The 24,337-nt window shown below is 67.5% G+C and carries 22 protein-coding genes and 1 tRNA gene; 9 read left to right on the top strand and 14 right to left on the bottom strand.

All coding sequences use genetic code 11. The features are described from left to right. Positions 1–28: 28 nt before the first annotated feature. From VGC47_12945 to VGC47_12925, 5 genes are read left to right on the top strand one after another with little or no spacing between them, the layout of a single operon-like run. On the top strand, positions 29–1,201 hold the full coding sequence (locus VGC47_12945) for an NEW3 domain-containing protein (GenBank protein ID HEX9856213.1): 1,173 nt from the start codon (positions 29–31) through the stop codon (positions 1,199–1,201). A 4-nt stretch (positions 1,202–1,205) separates the two neighbouring features. Continuing rightward, entirely contained in the window at positions 1,206–2,165 is a 960-nt protein-coding gene (locus VGC47_12940) for an ABC transporter ATP-binding protein (GenBank protein HEX9856212.1), read from the top strand. Beyond that, positions 2,146–3,138 carry an ABC transporter permease gene (locus VGC47_12935; protein HEX9856211.1) on the top strand — a complete coding sequence of 331 codons (993 nt, stop codon included), beginning with the start codon at positions 2,146–2,148 and terminating at the stop codon, positions 3,136–3,138. Before VGC47_12940 ends, VGC47_12935 begins: the two co-directional genes overlap by 20 nt. A gap of 31 nt (positions 3,139–3,169) precedes the next feature. After that, a complete protein-coding gene (locus tag VGC47_12930; protein HEX9856210.1) occupies positions 3,170–3,682 on the top strand; it encodes a GNAT family N-acetyltransferase in 513 nt (170 codons plus the stop codon). Beyond that, the gene (locus tag VGC47_12925; GenBank protein HEX9856209.1) at positions 3,679–4,971 is read left to right on the top strand and encodes a serine hydrolase; all 1,293 of its coding nucleotides are present in this window, start codon (positions 3,679–3,681) and stop codon (positions 4,969–4,971) included. The genes VGC47_12930 and VGC47_12925 overlap by 4 nt, the downstream gene beginning before the upstream one ends. A 101-nt stretch (positions 4,972–5,072) precedes the next feature. Here VGC47_12925 and VGC47_12920 read toward each other — a convergent pair whose 3' ends face one another. Beyond that, positions 5,073–8,975, bottom strand: coding sequence for a DNA-directed RNA polymerase subunit beta' (locus VGC47_12920; GenBank protein HEX9856208.1), 3,903 nt, complete (start codon positions 8,973–8,975; stop codon positions 5,073–5,075). A gap of 64 nt (positions 8,976–9,039) precedes the next feature. Continuing rightward, positions 9,040–12,390, bottom strand: coding sequence for a DNA-directed RNA polymerase subunit beta (locus VGC47_12915; protein ID HEX9856207.1), 3,351 nt, complete (start codon positions 12,388–12,390; stop codon positions 9,040–9,042). Between the two features lie 736 nt (positions 12,391–13,126). Between VGC47_12915 and VGC47_12910 the strand changes: the two genes are divergently transcribed. After that, positions 13,127–13,939, top strand: a complete 813-nt coding sequence (locus tag VGC47_12910) for a serine hydrolase domain-containing protein (GenBank protein ID HEX9856206.1) — start codon at positions 13,127–13,129, stop codon at positions 13,937–13,939. A 4-nt stretch (positions 13,940–13,943) separates the two neighbouring features. Here the strand turns inward: VGC47_12910 and rplL are convergent, their stop codons facing one another. Both rplL and rplJ read right to left on the bottom strand, forming a co-directional pair. Then, entirely contained in the window at positions 13,944–14,330 is a 387-nt protein-coding gene (gene rplL, locus VGC47_12905) for a 50S ribosomal protein L7/L12 (protein ID HEX9856205.1), read from the bottom strand. Positions 14,331–14,332: 2 nt separating this feature from the next. After that, complete coding sequence (gene rplJ / locus VGC47_12900; protein ID HEX9856204.1) at positions 14,333–15,118, bottom strand: 50S ribosomal protein L10; 786 nt, start codon at positions 15,116–15,118, stop codon at positions 14,333–14,335. Positions 15,119–15,790: 672 nt separating this feature from the next. Between rplJ and VGC47_12895 the strand changes: the two genes are divergently transcribed. From VGC47_12895 to VGC47_12885, 3 genes are read left to right on the top strand one after another with little or no spacing between them, the layout of a single operon-like run. Then, complete coding sequence (locus VGC47_12895) at positions 15,791–16,984, top strand: ammonium transporter (GenBank protein HEX9856203.1); 1,194 nt, start codon at positions 15,791–15,793, stop codon at positions 16,982–16,984. Between the two features lie 12 nt (positions 16,985–16,996). Then, the gene (locus tag VGC47_12890) at positions 16,997–17,335 is read left to right on the top strand and encodes a P-II family nitrogen regulator (protein ID HEX9856202.1); all 339 of its coding nucleotides are present in this window, start codon (positions 16,997–16,999) and stop codon (positions 17,333–17,335) included. A 44-nt stretch (positions 17,336–17,379) separates the two neighbouring features. After that, positions 17,380–19,692, top strand: a complete 2,313-nt coding sequence (locus tag VGC47_12885) for an HD domain-containing protein (protein HEX9856201.1) — start codon at positions 17,380–17,382, stop codon at positions 19,690–19,692. A gap of 54 nt (positions 19,693–19,746) precedes the next feature. On the opposite strand, the gene rplA is transcribed toward VGC47_12885, so the two are convergent. From rplA to VGC47_12835, 10 genes are all read right to left on the bottom strand, one after another. Then, positions 19,747–20,460, bottom strand: a complete 714-nt coding sequence (gene rplA / locus VGC47_12880) for a 50S ribosomal protein L1 (GenBank protein HEX9856200.1) — start codon at positions 20,458–20,460, stop codon at positions 19,747–19,749. Between the two features lie 68 nt (positions 20,461–20,528). Then, positions 20,529–20,957: a 50S ribosomal protein L11 gene (gene rplK / locus VGC47_12875; GenBank protein HEX9856199.1), complete on the bottom strand. Its 429-nt coding sequence runs from the start codon at positions 20,955–20,957 to the stop codon at positions 20,529–20,531. 13 nt (positions 20,958–20,970) lie between these two features. Further along, positions 20,971–21,744, bottom strand: coding sequence for a transcription termination/antitermination protein NusG (gene nusG, locus VGC47_12870; protein ID HEX9856198.1), 774 nt, complete (start codon positions 21,742–21,744; stop codon positions 20,971–20,973). Beyond that, a complete protein-coding gene (gene secE / locus VGC47_12865; protein ID HEX9856197.1) occupies positions 21,741–22,016 on the bottom strand; it encodes a preprotein translocase subunit SecE in 276 nt (91 codons plus the stop codon). The genes nusG and secE overlap by 4 nt, the downstream gene beginning before the upstream one ends. Positions 22,017–22,036: 20 nt before the next feature. Next, positions 22,037–22,114, bottom strand: a tRNA-Trp gene (locus tag VGC47_12860). 81 nt (positions 22,115–22,195) lie between these two features. Continuing rightward, positions 22,196–22,531, bottom strand: a complete 336-nt coding sequence (locus VGC47_12855; GenBank protein HEX9856196.1) for a hypothetical protein — start codon at positions 22,529–22,531, stop codon at positions 22,196–22,198. Next, positions 22,528–23,091, bottom strand: a complete 564-nt coding sequence (locus tag VGC47_12850) for an RNA polymerase sigma factor (protein ID HEX9856195.1) — start codon at positions 23,089–23,091, stop codon at positions 22,528–22,530. The genes VGC47_12855 and VGC47_12850 overlap by 4 nt, the downstream gene beginning before the upstream one ends. Before the next feature lie 4 nt (positions 23,092–23,095). Continuing rightward, positions 23,096–23,923 (bottom strand): MaoC/PaaZ C-terminal domain-containing protein, encoded by an 828-nt coding sequence (locus tag VGC47_12845; GenBank protein HEX9856194.1) that lies wholly within the window; start codon positions 23,921–23,923, stop codon positions 23,096–23,098. Positions 23,924–24,019: 96 nt separating this feature from the next. Further along, complete coding sequence (gene rpmG, locus VGC47_12840; GenBank protein HEX9856193.1) at positions 24,020–24,181, bottom strand: 50S ribosomal protein L33; 162 nt, start codon at positions 24,179–24,181, stop codon at positions 24,020–24,022. A gap of 21 nt (positions 24,182–24,202) precedes the next feature. Continuing rightward, positions 24,203–24,337 (bottom strand): elongation factor Tu (locus tag VGC47_12835; GenBank protein ID HEX9856192.1); only part of this gene is annotated, 135 nt, incomplete at its 5' end.

The following is a 24,337-nucleotide window of genomic DNA, read 5'->3' as shown; positions in this document are numbered from 1 at the left end:
TGGGAGCAGACACAACCGGAGGGAAGAAATGAGAAGAACGCTGATGGCGGTCGCTGTCATCGGCCTCATCTACGCGGCGGCGCCCGTCGTCGCGTCTGCGCAGGAGGGCGCCGGGCAGGACGAGCCGGCGTCGACCACGTTCGCGCTGACGACGCCGTACATCGGCGTCTCCGTCCAACCGGGCGAGTCGGCGACGTTCAACGTCACCGTTACCGGCCCGCCCGAGCGCCTCGTCGACATCGGAGTCGAAGCATCCCCCGACGGGTGGGCGACCACGCTGAAAGGCGGCGGGCTCGTCGTCGACCGGGTCATGCTCGGCGCCGAAGGGACGACGCTCGTGTTGACGGTCGATGTCCCTGCCGATGCGCCGGAGGGTGAGTACCCGCTTGTTCTCACGGCTGCGGGCGGCGGTGACTCACTGAGCGTCGACCTCTCGGTGACGGTCTCGGCGACAGTCGAGGGAGGGGTCTCCCTGAATGCGCAATTCCCCGGACTGCGCGGATCGGCCGACACCACGTTCAGCTTCTCGCTCGAGCTCGCCAACGACACGTCTGAGGAGATCCAGTTCGGGCTCGACGCATCGGGCCCGGATGGGTGGATCATCACCGCCCAGCCCTCCGGCCAGTCGCGCGCCAGCACGGTGACGATCGCGGCGGGCGCCACCCAGACCATCACGGTCGACGTGGATCCACCGGACGCCACCCCTGCCGGGCAGTACCCGATCGACGTGCAGGCCGTCGGGTCCGGCCGAACCGCCGCGACACAGGTCATCGCCGAGGTCACGGGCAACTACGCAATCGCGATCGCCACCGCCGACCAGCGGCTCAACGTGGACGTCACGGCAGGCTCGGTCTCGGAGCTGCCCATCGTCCTCACGAACACCGGCTCGGCGCCGCTCACGGACCTCTCGCTGACGTCGACCCCGCCGATCGGATGGACCGTCGACTTCACCCCGGCGCAGGTGGCGGCGATCGGCCCCGGCGAGACAGTCCAGGTGACTGCGGCCGTCACTCCCTCCGAGGACGCAGTCGCCGGCGACTACCGGATCACGATCGGCGCCAGTGTCGTGCAGGTCTCCGACCAGGTCGAGATCAGGGCGACCGTCCAGACCGCCCGGTTCTGGGGCTTCGTCGGCATCGCCGTGATCGCCCTGGCGGTCATCGGCCTCGGCGTCATGTTCCGCTCGTTCGGCAGGCGGTGACGCGATGGCGCGCATGGCCATCCAGGCCAAGGGCCTGACCAAGCGCTACGAGGAACGCGCCGTCGTCGACGGCATCGACCTCGCCATCCCGTACGGCGAGGTCTTCGGTCTGCTCGGGCCGAACGGTGCAGGCAAGACGACCACGATCCTCATGCTGCTCGGGTTGACCGAGTCCTCCGCCGGCAAGATCAGGGTCGCAGGGGTCGACCCGGCGCGGGATGCGCTCACCGTTCGCAGCACGGTCGGCTATCTCCCAGACGCCGTCGGGTTCTACGACGACCTGACCGGACGACAGAACCTGCGCTACACGGCGCGGCTCAACCGGCTCGCCAAGGGCGAGATCGAGAGCCGCATCGACGGGTTGCTCCACGAAGTGGGCCTGACCGATGCCGCCGACGGCGCGGTTGGGACGTACTCGCGCGGGATGAAGCAGCGGCTCGGGATCGCCGACGCTCTCGTGAAGGATCCGACGATCGTCATCCTCGACGAGCCGACGGCGGCCATCGATCCGGAGGGCGCCTCGCAGATCCAGCGCCTCATCAGGGCACTCGCCGACGAGAGGTCGATCACGGTGCTCGTCTCGAGCCATCTCCTCCACCAGATGCAGCAGGTGTGCGACAGGGTGGCGATCTTCGTCAATGGGTCGATCGTCGCCCAAGGCCGACCGGACGAACTGGCGACCGCCATCGGCGAAGGCAGGACGACTCTCGAGCTCGAGACGGAAGCCGCCGGCCCGGCCGTCGAGCAGGCGCTGGCGCCGCTCGGAGCGGGCGATATCACGTCGACAGGGCTGGGGCGCTGGCGTCTCTCGGTACCCGCAGAGCGCAGCGCCGAGGTGGCGTCTGCGCTGGCGGGCGCAGGCGTCGCCGTTCTGCAGCTGCGCCGCATCGGCGACGACCTCGACGAGGTGTATCGCAGGTACTTCGAGTCGAAGGAGGTGAGCGATGTCGGCACGGCCCGTTGAGGCGCCTCCCCGGCCGGCACCACCGCGCCGGTCGCCGGCCGGCTGGCGGATCGTCGCCCGGAAAGAGTTGGCGGATCACCTGCTCTCAGCCCGTTTCGCAGTCCTCTTGGTCGTCATCGGACTCACCGGCGTCGCCGCGGTGTACGCGGCTGCGAGCGCCATCCGGGACATCGCCCCGGACGCCTCGGGCTCGCCTGCGCTGTTCCTCAAGTTGTTCACTGTCACCGCCGACCCGATCCCGTTCAGCTTCGTGCAGTTCGTGACGTTCCTCGGACCGCTGCTCGGCATCGCCTTCGGCTTCGACGCCGTGAACGGCGAGCGGGCCGACGGGACGCTGCCGCGACTCGTGTCGCAGCCGATCTACCGCGACGACGTCGTGAACGGCAAGTACGTCGCCGGCCTCGGGGTCATCTCGGCGATCCTCATCTTCGTCCTGGCCATCGTGGCCGGGTTCGGGATCGTCCGTCTCGGCATCGTGCCCACGGGCAGCGAGGTGGCGAGGATGGTGGTGTGGCTCGTCGGCGCCATCGTGTACGTCGGCGTCTGGCTGGCATTGGCCATCCTGTGTTCGGTGCTGACGAAGAAGGCGTCGACGGCCGCCCTGTTCGCCATCGCGGCGTGGCTCGTCTTCACGCTGTTCTTCGGCCTCATCACCAACATCGTCGCTGATGCCATATCCCCCGAGGGTGCGACCACCGGCGAGGTCCTCGACAACATCAAGATGGAGCAGGCCCTCAACCGGATCTCGCCGAACACGTTGTTCGACGAGTCCACCGCCGCCCTTCTCGATCCGCAGGTGAGAACGCTCGGTGTCGTGACGTTCGAGCAACTCGACAGGGCGGTCGTGTCCGAGCTGTCGATCGTACAGAGCCTGCTGCTCGTGTGGCCCCAGCTCACCGGGCTGATCGCGTTGACGACTGTGCTCTTCGCCGCCTCGTACCTGGCCTTCATGCGCCAGGAGGTGCGGGCCTGAGGCGACCTGCGGTGTCACTAGGGTTCGCCTCATGGGCGTCATCGTCCGCCGAGCCCAAGCGGGAGATGGAGCGGCGATAGGACGCGTCCACGTGGCGGCGTGGCGATGGGCGTACCGCGGTGTCATGCCGGACGACGTGCTCGACTCGCTCAGCGAGGAGAGCCGGGCAGCCCAGTGGGAGGTGGCGCTCGAGCAGGGCGAGTCGATGTGGGTCGCCGAAGCGGACGGTGAGATCGTCGGCTTCGCCTCCCAGGGTGCCGCCAGGGACGAGGACCTCGCCGACGGCACGGTCGAGCTCCTGACCCTGTACGTGGTCGAAGACGTGTTGGGCACCGGCGTCGGGAGCGCCCTCACGGCCGCGGTCGAGGATGAGTGGCGCGCCCGCGGAATCGAGCTCGCCGTCCTCTGGGTCGCCGTCGACAACCAGCTCGGCCGGGCGTTCTACGAGCGGCACGGCTGGACGCCCGACGGCACGCGCAAGCTCGAGCACGTTCGCGACGACGAAGCGATCGAGGCGGTCCGATACGCCAAGTCGATCAGATGAGGCGGCGCCCGGCCATTCTCGTCGCCACCTGCATCGCCGTGGCGGCCCCGGCGATCGAGAGCGGCGACCCGGCGGGGTGCCCCGACGTCTTCTCCGAGGCGTACGGCGACGCAATCGCCGCCCGGTACCCCGGGAAGACCGTCACGGCGCATGTGTACGACATCGGGACCGGCTGCACCGACTCCATCGATCCCCATGCCGTGGTCACGACGGCCAGCGTCCACAAGATCGAGATCCTCGCCGGGATCCTGCTCGACGCCCAGGCGGAGGATCGGCGGCTCACCGACCTCGAGGAGATCCGCGCTCGGGCGATGATCCGCCACTCGGCGAACACCGAGGCGACCGCCTTGCGCAACGGGATCGGTGGCCGCACGCGGATGGCGGAGCTCGACGACCTCTTCGGGATGGAAGCCACCGTCGCCACCGACCCGTGGGGGGCGACCCCCACCACCGCGGCCGACCAGGTGCGACTTGCTCGAAAGACGCTCCTCGATGAAGACGGCCCGCTGCGGCCGTGGGCCGTCGACGTCATGTGGAGCATGATGACGAACGTCAAGCCTTCCCAACACTGGGGCATCTCGAGCGGCGTGCCCTCCGGATGGGATGTGGCGCTCAAGAACGGGTTCTATCCGCTCGGCAGCGGCGCCTGGCGGGTCAACTCGTCCGGCGTGGTGATGAGCCCCGACGGGCGGGGCTACGCCGTCACGATCCTGACGTACGGCTGGACCTCGATGTCCCCCGGCATCCTCGCCGTCGAGAAGATCAGCCGCCACGTCGCCAAGGCACTGACGGATCGCGATCCGATCTGCCGCAGACCCACGATCGTCGGAACGAGCGGTGACGATCGTCTCGTCGGTACGCCCGGCCGCGACGTCATCGCCGGACGGGGAGGCGACGACGTCATCGTCGGCAGGGCCGGTGACGACGTCATGTGCGGCGGCAAGGGCTCAGACACCATTCGCGGCGGGGCGGGGAGAGACGTCCTCCGAGGCGGCACCGGCCGTGATCGACTCCTGGGCGGACGGGGCGACGACGTCCTCATCGGCGGCACGGGCAGGGGCACGCTCGAAGGGAGGACCGGGCGAGACGACATCATGGGCGGACGAGACGCCGACGTCCTGTCGGGCGGCAAGGGCGGCGACCACCTCCACGGAGGAGGAGGCGGTGACACTCTGGATGGCGGCGGCGCAGACGATCTCCTCGTCGGAGGGGGCGGCACGGACAGCTGCGCCGATCCCGGCCATTACGAGGTGTGGCTCGTCTGGGCCGGGTGCGAGGGTCGGCCGTGAGGCGCACCCTCGATGTCCGAGTTCGTGTTCCGTAAACGGATGGGCGTCCGGGCGAGAAGAGGCCCGCGTTGGCGGGCCTCTTCACCATCACAGCGTGATGGTCACTCCTCGTCGTCGGACTGGGTTCCCAGGCTCGCCAGCCACTCGGCCGGGTTCGAGGGGAGAGCCTCCTCGGCGTCGCTCGGGGACTCCCCGAACAGGCCGAGAGCCGACACGACGGTGGCGTCCGGCAGGGCCGGTTGGATCGTCTGGTAGGCGTCGCTTCCGGTCCCTGCGGGGATGAGCTTGCCGATGATGACGTTCTCCTTGAGGCCCCGCATGAAGTCGGACTTCGACTGGAGGGCGGCCTCGGTGAGGACCCGCGTCGTCTCCTGGAACGACGCCGCCGACAGCCACGAATCGGTCGCCAGCGACGCCTTCGTGATACCCATCAGCTCGGGACGACCTTCGGCAGGCGTCTTTCCGCCCTCGACCAGGTCGCGGTTGGCGTCGCGGAACTCCTGCTGATCGACCAGCTCGGCCGGCAGGAACGACGAGTCGCCCGAGCTGACGACGCGCACCTTGCGGAGCATCTGACGCACGATGAGCTCGATGTGCTTGTCGTGGATGTCGACACCCTGGCTCCGGTACACCTCTTGTACCTGATCGACCAGGTAGCGCTGGCAGGCGCGCACGCCCTGGACCTCCAGGACCTCCTTCGGGTCGAGAGGACCCTCGGTGAGCTGAGTGCCGGGCTCGATGACGTCTCCCGCGGAGACCCGGAGCCGTGCCCGCCTCGGGAGCGGATACTCGGTCTCCTTGTCCTTGTCGGCGACGACGATCCTGCGGCCCTGCTCGTCGTCGAGGATGTTCACCGCACCTCCGTGCTCGGCGAGGATCGCCTTGCCCTTCGGTGAGCGGGCCTCGAACAGCTCCTGCACGCGAGGCAGGCCGTGGGTGATGTCATCACCGGCGACGCCGCCCGTGTGGAATGTGCGCATCGTGAGCTGGGTACCCGGCTCGCCGATCGACTGGGCGGCCATGATGCCGACGGCCTCGCCTGGTTCCACCATGCGCCCCGTCGCCAAGCTCAGGCCGTACGACGCCTGGCTGATGCCGTAGCGCGACTGGTCGGTGAGCGGCGATCGCACCCGCACCTCGGCGACGTCGGCGTTGGCCACCAGTGCGTCGAGGGCATCCCTGTCGAGCAGCTCACCTGCCCGGAGCTTGCGGCCGGCGGCCGTCTCGAGCAGCGACCTTCCGACCTTGACGTCCTCGGCGAGCACCCTGCCGAACACGCGGTTGCGCAGGTTGCGGATGGCGTTGCCCTGCCGATCCCTGATGGGGATGAGGAGGCCGACGTCGTCGCTCTCTTCGCCGTGGATGATGATCTCCTGGGAGACGTCGACGAGGCGCCTCGTCAGATAGCCGGAGTCGGCGGTCCGCAGCGCCGTGTCGGCGAGTCCCTTACGGGCGCCGTGCGTCGAGATGAAGTACTCGAGCACGGACAGACCTTCACGGAAGTTCGCCTTGATCGGCTGCGGGATGATGTCGCCCCGCGGATTGGCAACGAGGCCTCGCATACCTGCGATCTGCCTGAGCTGCATCATGTTCCCTCGGGCGCCGGAGCGCACCATCATGTCGATCGGGTTGAACTGCTCCGCCTCGAGCGTGACCTGCATCGCCTCCTTGACCTCGTCGGTCGCCTCGGTCCAGATCTCGATCAGCTCCTGGCGACGCTCGTCGTCGGTGATGATGCCCTTCTGGTACTGCGACTCGACCTTGGCAGCGCGCTCCTCGAAGACGTCGAGGATCTGCTTCTTCTCGGGGGGCGTCTTCACGTCCTCGAGGCCGATCGTGAGGCCGGCCCTCGTCGCGAAGTGGAACCCGAGGTCCTTGATGGCGTCGAGCGTGTTGGCGACGTCCGGCTTGTCGTAGTGGAGGATCAGCTCCTCGATGAGCTTCTTGATGTCGGACTTGAGCACCGCGCTGTTCACGTACGGGAAGCTCTCGGGGAAGGCGCCGTTGACGAGGGCCCTGCCGAGCGTGGTCTCCGTGAGCGCTTCGCCGTCGACCGGCTCCTCCGTGATGAGGTCGTGGAGGGCGGGCTTCAGCAAAGCGTGCACCTCGGGGTCGCCCGCCAGTGCGCCGACCCGCAGCTTGACCGGTGCGTGGACGTCGATGTCGCCGATGTCGTACGCCATCATCGCCTCGTCGACGCTGGCGAACGCCCTGCCGGCGCCCTTGCCGTCGGCGACCGCCTCCGACAGGTAGAACATCCCGATCACCATGTCCTGTGAGGGGGTGACGATCGGCAGGCCGGACGCCGGCGACAGCACGTTGTTCGCCGACAGCATCAGGATGCGCGCCTCGGCCTGCGCCTCCGCGGAGAGCGGCAGGTGGACTGCCATCTGATCGCCGTCGAAGTCGGCGTTGAAGGCCTCGCAGACGAGCGGGTGGATCTGGATGGCCTTGCCCTCGACGAGGACCGGCTCGAACGCCTGGATGCCGAGCCTGTGGAGGGTCGGCGCCCGGTTGAGGAACACGGGGTGCTCCTGGATGACCTCGGCGAGCACGTCCCACACCTGCGGCCTGCGCCGCTCGACCATCCGCTTGGCGGCCTTGATGTTCTGAGCGAGGTCGAGGTCGACGAGCCGCTTCATCACGAACGGCTTGAAGAGCTCGAGCGCCATGATCTTGGGCAGGCCGCACTGGTGCAGCCTGAGCTGTGGACCGACGACGATGACGGAGCGTCCCGAGTAATCGACTCGCTTGCCGAGCAGGTTCTGGCGGAACCGGCCCTGCTTGCCCTTCAGCATGTCGGACAGCGACTTCAGTGGGCGGTTGCCGGGGCCCGTCACCGCTCGGCCCCGCCTGCCGTTGTCGAACAGGGCGTCGACGGCCTCCTGGAGCATCCGCTTCTCGTTGTTCACGATGATCTCAGGAGCGCCGAGATCGAGCAGCCGCTTCAGGCGGTTGTTGCGGTTGATCACCCTGCGGTACAGGTCGTTGAGATCGGAGGTCGCGAATCGGCCACCATCGAGCTGGACCATGGGGCGCAGATCGGGCGGGATGACCGGAACCGCCTCGAGGACCATGTCCGCCGGGCTGTTCTTTCCCTCCGAGAAGGGGGTGACGACCTTGAGGCGCTTCATCGCCCGCTGGCGGCGCTGCTGCGAGTTCGCCGACAGGTCCTCGCGGAGCGAGTTGATCTCCTCTTCGAGATCGAGACGGCTGATGAGGTCCTTGATGGCTTCGGCACCCATACCGCCGACGTAGTAGTCGCCGTACCGGTCGACGATCTCACGCCACAGCTGCTCCGACTCGATGAGCTGCTTGGGCGACATCGTCTTGAAGGTGTCGAAGGCCTCCTGGAGGAGCTCGCCCTCGACGTTGGCGCGCTCCTCGCGGTCCTTGATCTCGCGCTCGACCTCGCGGCGGCGCATCGAGACCTCCTGGGCCTTGGCGCCTGCCTCCTCCATCTGCTTGAGCTCCTCCTCGAGGCGCTCGAGGCGGGCGTCGCGCCACTCCTCGAACTCCTGTTGGATCAGGTCGAGCTCATGACGGGTGGCCTCTTCGAGTTCGACGAGGTCAGACTGGCGCTTGTCGTCGTCGACATGGGTGATGAGGTACGCCGCGAAGTAGATGACCTTCTCGAGGTCCTTCGGCGACATGTCTAGCAGGTAGCCGAGGCGGCTCGGTACTCCCTTGAAGAACCAGATGTGGGTCACAGGGGCGGCGAGCTCGATGTGGCCCATGCGCTCGCGACGCACCTTGGCGCGCGTCACCTCGACGCCGCATCGCTCGCACACGATCCCACGGAATCGAACGCGCTTGTACTTCCCGCAGTAGCACTCCCAGTCCCGCGTCGGGCCGAAGATCCTCTCGTCGAATAGGCCGTCCTTCTCGGGCTTCAAGGTCCGATAGTTGATCGTCTCCGGCTTCTTCACCTCGCCGTATGACCAGGACCTGATCTGGTCGGCGCTGGCGAGACCGATTCTCAGTTCATCGAACAGCTGTGCCACGTCTTCTCAGCTCTCTCTCGAAATCATCAGCACTGGTCGCAACAAATCCGTATTCCCGGCGACGTCATGGAGTCATCTCTGCCCGCTCCGGGCGGGAGATGTCGATGCCGAGCGAGGCGGCCGTCCTGAAGACGTCCTCCTCCAGCTCTTTGAGCTCGACTTCCTCACCGGCGGACAGCATCTCGACGTTGAGGCAGAGGCTCTGCATCTCCTTGATGAGAACCTTGAACGACTCGGGGATGCCCGGCTCAGGGATGTTCTCTCCCTTGACGATCGCCTCGTAGACCTTGACGCGACCGCGCACATCGTCCGACTTGATGGTGAGCAGCTCCTGAAGGGCGTATGCCGCGCCGTAGGCCTCGAGGGCCCACACCTCCATCTCGCCGAAGCGCTGCCCGCCGAACTGGGCCTTCCCGCCGAGCGGCTGCTGGGTGATCATCGAGTAAGGACCCGTCGACCTGGCGTGGATCTTGTCGTCCACGAGGTGGACCAGCTTCAAGATGTAGATGAACCCGATCGTGATGGGAGAGTCGAACGGTTCGCCGGAGCGGCCGTCGTAGAGCTTCGCCTTGCCGTTCGAGTCGACGAGCTTCATGCCGTCCTCGTTCGGGAGCGCCGACTCGAGGAGCTGCAGGATCTCACCCTCCCGGGCCCCGTCGAACACGGGGGTCGCAACGGTCTGCCAGCGGCCGGCGCCTCCCGACGCCGGGCTGCTTCCTCCGAACGAGGACCACCCCTGAGCAGCCGCCCACCCGAGGTGGGTCTCGAGGATCTGTCCGAGGTTCATCCGGGACGGAACGCCGAGCGGCGACAGGATGATGTCGACGGGCGTCCCATCTTCGAGAAACGGCATGTCCTCCTCGGGGAGGATCTTGGCGATGACACCCTTGTTGCCATGGCGTCCGGCGAGCTTGTCGCCTTCGGAGATCTTGCGCTGCTGGGCCACGTACACGCGGACGAGCTCGTTCATGCCGGGCGGAAGGTCGAACCCGTCCTCCCGGCTGAACTCCTTCACGGCGATGGCCTTCCCGGACTCGCCGTGGGGGACCTTGAGCGAGACGTCTCGAACCTCGCGGGCCTTCTCACCGAAGATGGCGCGCAAGAGCCGCTCCTCGGGGGTCAACTCGGTCTCACCCTTCGGAGTCACCTTGCCGACGAGGTAGTCGCCCGCACCGACCTCGGCGCCGATGCGGATGATCCCCCTGTCGTCGAGGTCGCGGAGCACCTCCTCGGCAACGTTCGGGATGTCGCGGGTGATCTCCTCGGCGCCGAGCTTCGTGTCACGAGCCTCGATCTCATGCTCCTCGATGTGGATCGACGTGAGCAGATCCTCCTTGACGACGCGCTCGGAGAGCACGATGGCGTCCTCGAAGTTGTGGCCTTCCCATGGCATGAACGCCACGAGGAGGTTGCGACCGAGTGCCAGCTCACCCATGTCTGTCGATGGCCCGTCCGCGATGACCTGGCCGACCTTGATCTTGTCGCCCTCCGCGATGATCGGCTTCTGGTTGATGCACGTGCCCTGGTTCGACCGCTCGAACTTGCGGAGCGTGAACGTGTGCCGTTTGTTGGCACCCGTCTCCTTGATGACGATCTGCTCGCCGGTCACCTCGACCGCTTCGCCGTCGACCGGGCTCACGATGACGTCACCGGAGTCCTGGGCTGCTCTGCCCTCGACACCGGTGCCGACGAGTGGAGCGTCGGCTCGCAGCAGGGGCACGGCCTGGCGCTGCATGTTCGATCCCATGAGGGCCCGGTTGGCGTCGTCGTGCTCGAGGAACGGGATGAGTGACGTCGACACGGAGACCACCTGCTTCGGTGACACGTCCATGTAGTCGACGTCCTTCGGCGAGACGTAGTCGACGTCGCCGCCGGTCTTGCGAACCAGCACCCTCTCGTTGACGAAGGAGCCGTCCTCCTTGAGAGGGGCATTCGCCTGGGCGATGACGTGCGATTCCTCCTCCGAGGCGGTGAGGTAGTCGACGGTCTTCGTCACCTTGCCGTTGACGACCCTGCGGTACGGGGTCTCGATGAACCCGTACCGGTTGACCTTGGCGTAGCTGGCCAGCGACCCGATGAGCCCGATGTTCGGACCCTCAGGCGTCTCGATCGGACACATCCGACCGTAGTGCGACGGATGGACGTCGCGGACCTCGAACCCGGCGCGCTCACGCGACAGACCGCCCGGGCCGAGCGCTGAGAGGCGCCGCCTGTGGGTGAGTCCGGCGAGCGGGTTCGGCTGGTCCATGAACTGGCTCAGCTGGCTCGTCCCGAAGAACTCCTTGATCGAGGCGACGACCGGCCTGATGTTGATGAGGCTCTGCGGGGTGATCGCCTCGGGATCCTGGGTGGTCATCCGCTCGCGAACGACCCGCTCGAGCCGGCTGAGGCCGACCCGGATCTGGTTCTGGATGAGCTCACCGACCGTACGGACGCGCCGATTCGCGAAATTGTCGATGTCGTCGGTGCGGTAACCATCCTCGCCCTTGTGGAGGGCCATGAGGTACGTGATGGTCGCCATCATGTCGTCGTGGGTGAGCAGGCCGTGCTCCTCGGCCGAGTAGTCGTCGAGGTAGACCGGCTTGCGGCCGAACTTCTGGTCGATCTTGTAGCGGCCGACCCGAGTGAGGTCGTATCGCTTCGAGTTGTAGAAGAGGGTGTTGATGAGCGCCCGCGCCGATTCGACGGTCGTCAGCTCGCCCGGCCTCAACTTGCGGTAGAGGTCGAGGAGCGCCTCGTCTCGCGTCGCCGTCGTGTCCTTCTCGAGCGTGGCGGCGATGAGGTCCGACCCGTCGAAGAGCGCCAGGATCTCCTCGTCGCTCTCGGCCAGCCCGAGGGCGCGAACGAAGGTCGTCACGAACTGACGCCGCTTCCGGTCGACCCGGACACCGACCGTGTCCTTCTTGTCGATGTCGAACTCGAGCCAAGCGCCCCTGCCCGGGATCACCTTGGCGCTGTAGAGGTCCTTGTCAGACGTCTTGTCGATGACGACGTCGAAGTAGACGCCGGGCGACCGCACCAGCTGACTGACGACGACCCGCTCGGTCCCGTTGATGATGAATGTGCCGTTGGGTGTCATCATCGGGAAGTCGCCGAGGAACACCTGCTGCTCCTTGATCTCGCCCGTCTCGCGGTTGAGGAAGCGGGCCGTCACGAACAGCGGCTTGGAGTAGTTGTCGTCCCTGTCCTTCGCCTCTTCGATCGACATCGTCTCGTCGCCGAAGCGGTGCTCCGTGAGCTCGAGCGCCAGGTTGCCTGTGAAGTCCTCGATCGGCGAGACCTCGGCGAAGATCTGCTTCAGCCCGTGCTCCAGGAACCACGAGAAGGACTCGTGCTGGACCTCGAGAAGATTCGGAAGCGGCTGGACTTCCGGGATCTTGGCGAACGACAGGCGATCGGTGCGCGCACGGGCCAAGGGTTTCCTCCTATGAGACGCACGTCCTGACGACACTTGGGAGCGCGGCGTCGATCAGTGGCTGGGATGCTTGTGGTGGGTGGGTCGTCAATCGGGCGAGAACGAGCAAATGCCAGGATAGCACATTGCTATCCCGGCTCCGCAAAGCGAGAGTCGCGAAAACGCATCTTCAACTGGCGTCGTGACGATACCGCGACGATCCAGCGGGTGTCAAGGGTCTGTATTTGCTCTGTTTGCTTTGTCGCCGAGCATCGGCGTCGCCGGACCAACCGGCGCCTTGGGCCGACTCGGCTCCGTGCTGCCGCTTCCCCACGACCAGACCGAACCGTCGAGCGCGAGGCGCTCGACCTTCGTGAACCCCGTCGCCGTCGCTCGAGGTGATCCACCGGCGGCCGGGGCCGACTCGGCTCTGTTTGCTTTGTCGCCGAGCATCGGCGTTGCCGGACCAGCCGGCGCCCTGGGCCGACTCGGCTCCAGGCTGCCGCTTCCCCGCGATCAGAGCGAACCGTCGAGCGCGACGCGCTCGACCTTCATGAACCCGTTTCACCTTGTCGCCGAGCATCGGCGTCGCCAGACGTTGCGGCGCCCTCGGCCGACTCGGCTCCAGGCTGCCGCCCCCCGCACCGCACGACCGTCGAGTGCGACGCGCTCGACCTTCATGAACCCCACGCCCGTCGCTCGAGGCGATCCACTGCGGCCGCCTGGGCGGCGATAGGAGTGCTGTTACGTTCGTGGGGTGACTTCGCTCGAGGAGTTGGCCGCTCGCTGGCCCGTGGACCGTGTGGCGGCCGGGGTGACGAACGCGGACGGCACGCTGTGGACGATGGGGGCCGTCGACTGGGCGCCGCGGATCGCGTCGGTTTCGAAGCTGTTCGTCGGGATGTGCGCGCTGATCGCCATGGAAGAGCTCTCGATCACCCTCGACGACGAGGCGGGGCCTCCAGGGTCGACCGTCCGGCACCTGCTCGCTCATGCTTCCGGGCTGGCGTTCGACGGCGACGTGGTGCTCGCACCCCCGGCGACGCGCCGGATCTACTCGAACACCGGGATCGAGCGGTTCGCCGAACACCTGGCGGCGGCGACGGGGATCGCATTCGGCGAGTACCTCCGGCTCGGGGTGATCGAGCCGCTCGAGCTGGAGGCGACCTCGCTCAGGGGCTCCCCCGCCGGCTCGATGCACGGTTCGATCACGGACCTTCTCACGTTCGGACGCGAGCTCCTCGCCCCCACCCTCGTGTCGGGCGAGACGATGCGCATGGCGACCGAGGCCCACTTCCCGGACCTCGACGGCGTCGTGCCGGAGCTCGGCCGGTACAGCCCCTGCCCGTGGGGCTTGACGTTCGAGCTGAAGCACGACAAGGCGCCGCACTGGACCGGCCTCACCAATGCATGGGAGACGTTCGGGCACTTCGGCGGGACCGGCTCCTTCCTGTGGGTGGACCCGGCCGCCGGGCTGGCGTGCACCGCCCTCACCGACACGGAGTTCGGCCCGTGGGCGATGGAGCATTGGCCGACGTTCAACGACGCCGTCGTCGCCCGCTACGCCTGACCCGTCACCTCAGCTCGACGGATGCGCCTGCTTCCTCGAGCTTCGCCTTGGCGGCTTCGGCTGCGTCCTTGTCGACGGCGGAGAGCACGTTGCCGGGTGCCTCGTCGACGACTGCCTTGGCCTCCTTCAGTCCGAGGCTGGTCAGCTCGCGGACGACCTTGATCACCTGGATCTTCTGAGCACCGGCGGCGGTGAGGACAACGTCGAACTCGTCCTGCTCCTCCTCGGCAGCCGCCCCTGCGGCATCGCCGGTGGGTGCCGCGGCTACCACGACGGGGGCGGCCGCCGTCACGTCGAAGCGCTCTTCGAACGCCTTGAGAAACTCGGAGAGCTCGAGGACGGTCATCTCCTCGATCGCTCCCAGGAGGTCCTCGGTCTTCATCTTCGCCATCGTCATTCCTCCTCGGCCTCGGAGGCCGTGTCATCGGTTGGTTCGTCAGCCTCGGCTGCTGCCTCGGGTGTCTCGTCGAGTGACTCGTCTGCAGTGGCGGCCGTCTCGGCTTCGTCGGCCGGTTCGGCTGGCTCCGGAGGCTCTGCCGCGTCGTCCGCCGGATCCGTCACCGCCGAATCGTCCGGGGGTGCCTGGGGTGCGTCGGCGTCGTCGAGCGGCTCGGCGGTCTCGATGGCGGTGTCGGCCGGCGGGGCGTCGGCATCGCCGGGAGCGGCAGGCAGCTTCTCGATCAGCTGCGACAGCATCGAGGCGAGGTTGCGCGGCATCGCCGCCAGCAAACCCGCCGTCTTGGCGAGCGGTGCCTGGAGGCCGCCTGCGAGCCTGGCGAGGAGAACCTCGCGGGGGTCGATCGTCGCCAGCTCGGAGATGCGCTCCGGCGTCAGGTAGTCCCTGCCGAGCAGGCCGCCCTTGATCCGGAACACCTCGTGGTCTCTGGCGAAGTCCCTGAGCGCCTTGGCAGTGCTGACCGCATCCTCGTCCGCGAAGGCGAGTCCTGTGGGGCCGAGCAGCAGCTCGTCCAGCTCGGTGAGCTCGAGCTCGGCCGCCGCCCGCTTGGCGAGCGTCATCTTCACGACCCGGAACTCGGCGCCCCGCTCCCGCAGGCCACGCCGCAGGGCCTGCTGATCCTTGACGGAGAGACCGGCGTACTCGGCGAGGAAGACGGCGCGAGCGTTCTCGAGGCGCTCCTTGATCTCGCTGACTGCCGCAACCTTCTCTGGTCGGGGCATCACTCCTCCTCTGTCGTGTGGTCCCGATGTGCCCCGAAACGAATCGGGGCTCCGGCCACGAGCACGCAGGGAGCCCTTCGAGGAAGGTGCGACCTGCGCCGGAGTTCCGTCGAGAACGTTATGCCGAGGGCACCGGCGGTCTGTGGCCTGTCGAGTTGGCTCGGAATCGTAAGGAGGCACTCGCAGTAGGTCAATTCGCGCCTGCACGCCCCGCATGTCCCGCAGAGGCGAAAGAGAGCGCCCGTCAGCCGGGCGCTCGAGAGCGAGAACTGGGTGTCCTGGCCCGGGAAGGCGGTTCGCTCTGAGGATTCGGGCAGACGGCGGGCCAGGAAGCCATCTACACGTTCCCACTCAGGCCGACCAGGGTAGGGGCTGGCCATGAGAGCCCGAGTGGCCGATTGCCGCCCTCGGAACGGTGGTGGATCGTCCCTGCCACCGGTCCAGGACACCCCGTGTTCTCGTTGAGCGCGAGTTTGGTCGAATCGCGCAGCGATGTCCAGTGGAAATCGGGTCGGAAGACCCATGTCGGGCGACGACCGCCTCCCGTTCTCGGCTGGTGCGTGCGCACCCTCGGGCCAGGCCACGCGGTGTTCACACAGAGGAAACTCGCCTGTAACAAACGCCCCTCACCATCGCGGTCGGACAGTCCACAGGTCGAGGGAGCGAGGGACCATGGAACCTGGAGACGTCGCCTTCGTACTGGTCGCCGCGGCGCTCGTGCTGTTCATGACGCCGGGGCTCGCGCTGTTCTACGGCGGCATGGTCCGCGCCAAGAACGTCCTCAACATGCTGATGATGAACTTCGTCACGATCGGCATCGTCACCGCCGTCTGGACCGCCATCGGATACTCGATCGCCTTCGACGGGACGTACGGGAACATCATCGGGCGCTTCGGCAAGCCGTTCCTGAACTCGGTCGAGAGCGATGAGTTGCTCTTCTTCGCCTTCCAGATGATGTTCGCCATCATCACGCCGGCCCTCATCTCCGGAGCCGTCGCAGGGAGGATGAAGTTCTCGGCTTGGATCGCCTTCGCAGCGGCCTGGGCTCTCATCGTGTACCCGATCGCGGCGCATTGGGGATTCGGATCCGGATGGCTCTTCGAGTGGGGCGCCAGAGACTTCGCCGGCGGCCTCGTCATCCACATCAACGCCGGCGTCGCCGCTCTGGCGCTCGTGCTGGTGCTCGGGCCGAGACGCGGATTCGGGACGGAGGCGATGCGGCCCCACTCACTCCCCCTGACCCTCGTCGGCGCCGGCATCCTGTGGTTCGGCTGGTTCGGATTCAACGCAGGGAGTGCTCTCGCCGCCGACGAGATCGCGGTGAGCGCCCTGGTGATGACGCAGATCGGAGCGTCGTTCGGCTTGCTCGGCTGGATGATCGCCGAGTGGCGTAAATCCGGGAAACCGACCGTGCTCGGGGCTGCCTCCGGAGCGGTCGCCGGACTCGTCGCCATCACGCCGGCGGCCGGCTTCGTCGACGTCCTCCCGAGCATGATCATCGGCCTGGCGGCAGGCGGGATGTGCTTTTGGGCCGTCAACCTCAAGGAGCGCTACGGGTACGACGACTCGCTCGACGTGGTCGGCATCCACATGGTGGGCGGCATCGTCGGATCCCTGGCCACCGGCGTGTTCGCTTCGATCGCGGTGAACCCCGGGCTGCTGGAGGAAGGCCTCCTCTACGGGGGCGGCGGCCTCTTCCTGAAGCAGCTCGTCGGTGTCGTGGCGATTCTGACCTTCAGCTTCGTGGCGACCTACGCCATCGCCAAGGTCATCGACGCCACCATCGGGCTCCGAGCAGACGAGGATGCCGAGATCGAAGGCCTGGACATCAGGCTGCACGAAGAGCGCGCCTACACGAACGAGTGAGGTAGAACGATCGTGAAGCTCATCATCGCCTACATCAAGCCCTTCAAGCTCGAGGACGTGAAGTCTGCCCTCAAGGGGATCGGCGTCGACGGCATGACCGTCTCCGAGGTGCGCGGGTTCGGTCGCCAGTCCGGCCAGACTGAGCTGTACCGCGGCGCCGAGTACCAGGTCGACTTCGTGCCGAAGATCCGCATCGAGGTCCTCGTCGGCTCCGAGGATGCGGCCCGGGCGGTCGACGCCATCGAGGAAGCCGCCCGCACCGGTGAGATCGGAGACGGCAAGGTCGCAGTGCTCCCGCTGGAGGACGTGCTGCGAATCCGTACCGGTGAGAGGGGCACAGACGCCCTGTAGGCCGCCGGACCGGGCGGGACGAAACCGCCGAGAATGTATCTGACATGCTCGACGACTTCCTCGCCATGCGACGCCACCCGAAGGCCGTCGCACCCCGCCAGCTGAGCGACCGCCTCGTCGGACTTCTCGACGTCGCAGTACGCCAGATCGCGCTCGATGCTGCGCTCGAGCGGGTGGCGGTGGTCGCCACGGGCGGGTATGGGGCGAGGACGCTCTGCCTCGGCTCGGACGTCGACCTCATGATCCTCCACAGCAGGGGCTTCAGGGCGGCAGACGCCAGGAGAGTCTTCGGTCCGCTCTGGGACGCAGGGTTGCGGGTCGGCCACGCGGTCAGGACGCCCAAGCAGGCTCTCGAGTTGGCGAGGTCGAGCCCGGAGACCCTTTCGTCGCTGCTCACCACCCGACTCGTCGCAGGAGACCCCGACCTGCTCGGCGAGCTCGACAGCGGCATGGCTCGTCTCGTCCGTCGGCGGTCCGATCGCATCCGCAACGGCTGGGTCGGAGAGGAGGAGCGACGGCGCGCCTCCGAGCCGTACCTCCTCATGGCATGCGACGTGAAGACCGGAAGGGGCGGGATCCGAGCCCTCCAGATCCTCGAGTGGGACCGCATCGCCCGGCGGACGCGCGGCGAGACCCCCGACGAGCGAGAGGACGAGGAGACCGAAGCGTGGCGTGTGCTCCTCGAGGTGCGCAACGCGCTCCACGCCGTCACCGGCCGGGCCCACGATCGCTACGACTTCGACGTGCGCGCCGGAGTGGCCGAGTGGCTCGACCTGAGCGTCGCCGCCGTCGGCGAAGCAGTGGTGCACGCCCGCAGGTCCGTCGAGTCGCTCCTCACCGAGCGCTTCCCCGACCGGCTGCGGCGTCCCGCGGCGTCGCCCAAGCCCCACAGCACTCCGATCACGTCCGATCCGGTTGCCGCCTCCGCCCTGCACGCCGCGATGGCAGGCCGTCCGATGTCGCACGGCGAGCTGCGACCGGTCGATGCCCCGCTCACGCCGAGCACCGGAATGAGGCGAGCAGTCGTCTGGCTCCTGCAGCCCGGCTGGCCGCGGGTCGTCTTCGGGCAGCTCGTCGAGGCAGGGTGGCTCTCCAGGTCGATGCCGGAGCTGGCGGCCGTGCTGGACATGCCGCACGCCGTCGCCTTTCACGCCCACCCGGTGTTCGACCACCTCGTCAGAACGGTCGACGAGCTGGCATCGGTCCTCGGCGAGCCGGGCCACCCGGTTGCGGCCCTCGACGAGCACGAGCGGGAGCTCCTCGGGCTGGCTGCGCTCGTCCACGACGTCGGGAAGGGGACACCGGGCGATCACTCCGAGGCGGGCGCCGCCATGATGTCCGGCCTCGGAGAGCGACTCGGACTCGGCCAGGACGGAACGGACACACTCGCGACGCTGGTGCGCCACCATCTCCTCCTGCCGGATCTGGCCACTCGCTTCGATCTGAGCGACGAGCAGGTGATCGCAGAGGCGGTGGATGCGATCGGGGACCAGCGCGTGCTCGACATGCTGTACGTGCTCACGGTCGCCGACTCGCGGGCGACCGGTTCGGACACATGGAGCGCATGGAAGGCCAGCCTGTTGAGACGCGCCCACGCTGCGGTGCAGGCTGCGCTGCGCGGCTTGAGCCCAGCGCGCCGGTCGGCGGATCAGCTCGCCGGTGTCGTCGCACGGAGCGGGGCGCCGCTCGGCGACGTCCTCGCTCACCTCCGCATGCTCCCGGCGAGCGCCCTCGCCGAGTACGACCCGCAGGCTCTGGCGGCGCAGACCCTGGCCGTGACCCCGCCGCCGATGGACGGGGAGGCCCGGGTGACGACGGCAACTCGCGAGGCGACCGGCCAGGTCGTCCTGTGCACGAAAGACCGCCCGGCGCTCCTCGCCACCGCGGCGGGCGTGCTGGCAGTCCACGGCCTCTCCGTGATCGATGCCAGGGTGCTCACGAGGCGCGACGGTGTCGTCATCGACACGTTCGAGGTCGTCGAGGAGCTCACCAGAGCGGCGCCGGCCTCCGCCAGGCTGCAAGGCGCGGCCGATGACCTCGTGCACACGATCGTGACGGGGCGCGACATCGAGCCGCACCTCGCCGAGAAGCGTCACGCCTATCGGGCCAAGGTCGCCGGGGGGATCGCCACCGGCGTCCGACTGGAGCGTCGCCCCCAGGGGGCCCTCGTCGAGGTGCGATGCGCCGACCGGCTCGGCTTGCTCCACGACCTCGCCCAGGCACTCGCCCGGCACGACCTCGGCATCACCCGGGCCCGCATCGACACGAATGCCGGCGAGGTGGTGGACGTCTTCCACACGATGCGAGCGCCGCGCGACCCGGCGGCGCTCGAGCGCGACATCAGAGAGATCGTGTGACTCCGACACCCCTCCCGAGGCTCCTCAGGCTCGGCTGCTGGGTGCGGCGACGCCTCACCTGAGCGACTTGACGAGGTCCTCCACCTGCGTCGGATCGATCTTGACGCCGGGACCCATCGTCGAAGCCACCGCCACCTTGCGCATGTACCTGCCCTTGGCTGCGGCCGGTCTGTTCCTCATGAGCTCGTCGGCGACCGCCCCGAAGTTCTCGAGGAGTTGGGCAGCCTCGAAGGAGACGCGGCCGATCGGCACGTGGACGTTGCCGTAACGGTCGTTGCGGTATTCGACCCTGCCGGCCTTGAACTCACCGACGGTCTTGCCCACATCCTGGGTCACGGTACCGCTCTTCGGATTCGGCATCAGGCCCCTCGGCCCCAGCACGGAGCCGAGCTTCCCGACGGACGGCATGAGGTCCGGCGTGGCGATGGCGAGATCGAAGTCGAGCGCTCTGCCGCCCGAGATCGCTTCGGCCAGCTCGGCTCCGCCGACGATGTCGGCCCCCGCCTCTTCGGCCTCCTTGGCCTTCTCGCCCTCGGCGAAAACCAGGACCCGTATCGACTTGCCCGTCCCGTGGGGCAGGCTGACCGTCCCGCGGACGATCTGATCTGCCTGCCTGGCGTCGATCCCGAGCTGGAACACGGCGTCCACGCTCTCGTCGAACTTGGCGAACGCCACGGACTTCACGAGCTCGGTCGCCTCACGCGGACCGTAGAGATTCTCTTTGTCGATGGTGCGGGCGGCGACGGCGGAGTTCTTCGCTTGTGCCATTTGGTGGCTCCTCGTGGTCTCGCGGCCGCACTCGGCGGCCTTCCACATGTCTGTCTGTCGGTGACGGATCAGCCGTTGACCGTGATCCCCATCGATCTGGCCGTCCCCTCGATGACCTTCATGGCCGCCTCGATGTCGTTGGCGTTGAGGTCGACCATCTTCGTCTCGGCGATCTCCCGAACCTGCTTCCTGCTGACAGATCCGACCTTCTCCTTCTGCGGCTCGGCTGAGCCCTTCTCCACTCGAGCGGCCTGTCGCAGCATGACGGCGGCGGGCGGAGTCTTCGTCACGAACGTGAACGACCTGTCCTCGTAGATCGAGATCTCGACAGGAACGATCGTGCCGATCTGCGATGCGGTGGCTTCGTTGTACGACTTCACGAAGTCCATGATGTTGACGCCGTGCTGGCCGAGCGCCGGGCCAACGGGCGGAGCCGGACTCGCCTGGCCGGCCGGGATCTGCAGCTTGAGGACGGTCATCAGCCTCTTGCGACCCATTGCAGTGCCTCTCTCAGTATTTCAGGATCTGGTCGAAGTTCAGCTCGACCGGCGTCTCGCGCCCGAAGATGTCCACCAGCACCCTGACCTTCGACTGATCGACGTTGATGTCCTCGATGACGCCGTTGAAGTCGGCGAACGGCCCTTCGACGACCCGGACGGTCTCGCCGACCTCCCAGGCAGGCTTGAAGCGGGGCTCCTTCTTCTCGGCTTCCTCGCCGCGCTTGACCCCGAGGATCCGCTCGACCTCACGCCTGGAGAGCGGCGTCGGCTTCGAGGCCGAGCCGACGAACCCTGTCACGCCCGGGGTGTTGCGCACGGCGTACCACGAGTCGTCGTCGAGGTAGAGCCGGCAGAGGATGTATCCGGGGAACTTCTTGCGCAGGACGTTCACCTTGCGGCCGTTCTTGAACTCGACGACCTCTTCCATCGGGATGACGACGTCGAACACCTTGTCCTCGAGGTGCATCGACTTGATGCGTGTCTCGAGGTTCGCCTTGACCTTGTTCTCGTAGCCGGAGTAGGAGTGGACGACGTACCAGGCGCCCGGCAGGTCGTACGGGCTCAATGGCTCCGGAGGGACGGGCTCGGCCGATGACTCGGCCGGCTCTGCCGGCTCGTCGGTCGGCGGAGTGTCCTCACCCCGGGGCACGTCCGGCTCTGGGGCGTCACCGTTCTCCTCCGGTGGTGCCGGCTCGCGCTCTTCGACGTCGATCACCGCGCCGCCTCCCACGAGGTCGGCACTCTCGTCGCCATCGTCGGTGCCCGGATCGTCGATCGTGGTCACACGGACTCCAAGAACCTGAGCACGCTCTCCTTGAAGGCGAAGTCGAGGCCGAACGTGAGGGCCGTGACGAAGCCGGTAACGATGAGAACGACGAGCGAGAACGTGACCGTCTCCTGCCTCGTCGGCCAGGCGACGCGCTTCAACTCCTGGCGAACCTCACGCACGAATTGGCGAAAGGGGGTTCGCTCGCGCTTGGTGCGCGTGCCCTCCTGGCGCCGCTTTCGGGCCCTCTCTTCTTCCTTCTGCGCCAAACGACGCATCTCGCGATTCACGCGACCTCATCCTTCCGACGTGGCAGGGGTGGCGGGACTCGAACCCACAACCTCCGGTTTTGGAGACCGGCGCTCTGACCAATTAGAGCTACACCCCTCCGGAACCAGGGCTGTCCCGACAGACAAGTATATGAGCCGGCATCTGACAGTGTAAAACCTCGACAGGGGTATGGACTCCGTCAGGCGGCGCTGCGGCGCCGCAACGCCGCCACCGCGAGCACACCTGCGGTGGCCCCCACGGCCGAGGCGGCGATGATCCGCCCCGCGGTGCCGACTCGCGGCTGCCTCGCCCCCCAGGGGAGGGGCTCGAGACCAATGGCCTCGCCGACCCGCGCCGCCAGATCGAACGGCGGATCGACGATCTGGGCCCGCAAGCCGCTGAGCTCCCGTGCCACCCGCTTGTTGCGGGCGACCTCGGCCTGGCAGGCCAGGCAGGTTGCCGCATGGCGTCCGAGAAGGCGCGGCACCCCCGTCGGTCCGGCGATTCGCACCGCGGCGCATCGAAACGACGTCATGGCCCGGCACCCTCCGAGTCGAGGATCACCCTGAGACGCTTGCGCCCCCGGTGGAGGCGCACCTTGGCGGCTGCGACCGAGATACCGAGATGAGATGCGATGTCGCCGTGCGGCCAGTCGTAGACGTCCTTCATGACGACGACCGCCCTGACCTCGGGAGAGAGCTGCCCGAGTGCCAGCAGCAACTTGGGTCGGAGGTCGGCTGCGTCGCCCGCCGCCTCGGGGGAGACGGCGTCTGCCTCGAGCGCCTGATCCGGGTCGAGCGGATCGGCTCGGTGGCGAGCGGCGCGTTTGCGGTGCGTCCATGCGACGTTGACGACGATCCGGTACAGCCACGTCGAGAACTGGGCGTCTCCCCTGAACCGCGGGAGGGCGCGCCACGCCCTGACGAGGGCGTCCTGGGCGACGTCTGCTGCGAGCTCGCGATCTGACGTGAGACGCAGCGCCAGCGTGTACACCTCACTCTGGTGCCTCCGTACCAGCTCCGTGAATGCTGCCTCGTCTCCGGCCTGTGCGGAGACGATCAGCTCGTCGTCTCGTTGGACTCCTCCGAGACTCACCGTGTTACCCGTCCCTCGTGACGACGCGGCACACCACGGCCCGGGCGTCGCCGGCACCAACCGACACCGCCAGGTGACCGTCCTCGGCCCTCGCCCCCTCGACGACGGCCTGGGCACCGGGGAGCAGCGCGGCGCGAAATCGGGCACGCATCTCCACGAGCGGATCGGATCGGGGACTTGCAGATGCAGCGATCTGCGACGCCCAAGCCATCGTCAGGAGCCCGTGGACCACTACGCCCGGGAGCCCCGCAGCTCGGGCGGCGTCGTGGTCGTAGTGAACCGGGTTGAAGTCGCCGGATGCGGCGGCATACCGGACGAGGTCGACACGGCTGGCCGACTTGGCGAGGCGATCGGTCGAGCCGATCCGAGGACGTTCCACGATCCCGCACAGGCGAACCGGCGGCTCCTCGCTCTCGGCGGGCGGGTCGCCTGCCACATCTGCGCCCATGAGGAAGTTGGATGTCGAGTCGACCACGGTCCGGCCGTTCGTGGCCATCGTCGCCTCGAACGTGACGAAGTTCATCGGGCCGCGGACGCGCACCCGGCTCACCGCGGCCGCCACCGCAACCTCTGCGTCGACGGGCAGCGGGCCATGCCACTGGAACGACTGGTCCGTGTGGACGAGCACGGTCGACAGTGACCCGACGTCTTCCGACCACAGGAAGTCGGGCGCCACGGCGAACAGGAGCGCACCGGCGATCGACGGTGGGGCATGCGTGACCCAGCGGTCGGCGTCGTCGGTGGTCGCAGCGACATAGGCAGCGATACGGTCGGCCGTGAGCCTGACGGTCACCGGACCGTAAGCCGCGCCCTCGAGCTGCTCCAACGTCACTGACAAGGAGCGTAATCTGAAGCGGTCGCTCGCCTCATGTACGTCGCCGGGAGCTCGGTCGGCGCCGTCCGACAGAGGTCGCGGCGCCGGGAGAAGTCAGCGGGTCTCGCGGTGCGCCGTATGGGTGCGACACCAGCGACAGTACTTCTTGAGCTCGAGCCGCTCCCTGGTGTTGGTCTTGCTCTTGGTAGTGACGTAGTTGCGCCGCTTGCAGCTCTCACATGCGAGCGTGATCGGCGGGCGTTTGTCAGAAGCCATCGGTGTGCCTCGTGTTTCTGGCTATTTGGTGATTTTGATGACGCGGCCGGCGCCGACAGTGCGGCCACCCTCACGAATGGCGAACCGTAACCCCTCATCCATCGCGATCGGGTTGATCAACTCCACCTGCATCTCCGTATTATCACCCGGCATCAC

It is taken from the genome of Acidimicrobiia bacterium (assembly GCA_036396535.1).
GTDB lineage: Bacteria > Actinomycetota > Acidimicrobiia > Spongiisociales > UBA5794 > DASWKR01.
Note: the sequence above shows the minus strand (reverse complement) of the source record. Positions and strands in the feature narration are given on the sequence as shown.

Excerpts from the sequence above, each read along its gene's own strand:
- VGC47_12945 (HEX9856213.1), top strand. The coding sequence starts at position 29 with ATGAGAAGAACGCTGATGGCGGTCGCTGTCATCGGCCTCATCTACGCG.
- VGC47_12940 (HEX9856212.1), top strand. The coding sequence starts at position 1,206 with ATGGCGCGCATGGCCATCCAGGCCAAGGGCCTGACCAAGCGCTACGAG.
- VGC47_12935 (HEX9856211.1), top strand. The coding sequence starts at position 2,146 with ATGTCGGCACGGCCCGTTGAGGCGCCTCCCCGGCCGGCACCACCGCGC.
- VGC47_12930 (HEX9856210.1), top strand. The coding sequence starts at position 3,170 with ATGGGCGTCATCGTCCGCCGAGCCCAAGCGGGAGATGGAGCGGCGATA.
- VGC47_12925 (HEX9856209.1), top strand. The coding sequence starts at position 3,679 with ATGAGGCGGCGCCCGGCCATTCTCGTCGCCACCTGCATCGCCGTGGCG.
- rplL (HEX9856205.1), bottom strand. The coding sequence starts at position 14,330 with ATGGCGAAGATGAAGACCGAGGACCTCCTGGGAGCGATCGAGGAGATG.
- rplJ (HEX9856204.1), bottom strand. The coding sequence starts at position 15,118 with ATGCCCCGACCAGAGAAGGTTGCGGCAGTCAGCGAGATCAAGGAGCGC.
- VGC47_12895 (HEX9856203.1), top strand. The coding sequence starts at position 15,791 with ATGGAACCTGGAGACGTCGCCTTCGTACTGGTCGCCGCGGCGCTCGTG.
- VGC47_12885 (HEX9856201.1), top strand. The coding sequence starts at position 17,380 with ATGCTCGACGACTTCCTCGCCATGCGACGCCACCCGAAGGCCGTCGCA.
- rplA (HEX9856200.1), bottom strand. The coding sequence starts at position 20,460 with ATGGCACAAGCGAAGAACTCCGCCGTCGCCGCCCGCACCATCGACAAA.
- rplK (HEX9856199.1), bottom strand. The coding sequence starts at position 20,957 with ATGGGTCGCAAGAGGCTGATGACCGTCCTCAAGCTGCAGATCCCGGCC.
- VGC47_12855 (HEX9856196.1), bottom strand. The coding sequence starts at position 22,531 with ATGACGTCGTTTCGATGCGCCGCGGTGCGAATCGCCGGACCGACGGGG.
- rpmG (HEX9856193.1), bottom strand. The coding sequence starts at position 24,181 with ATGGCTTCTGACAAACGCCCGCCGATCACGCTCGCATGTGAGAGCTGC.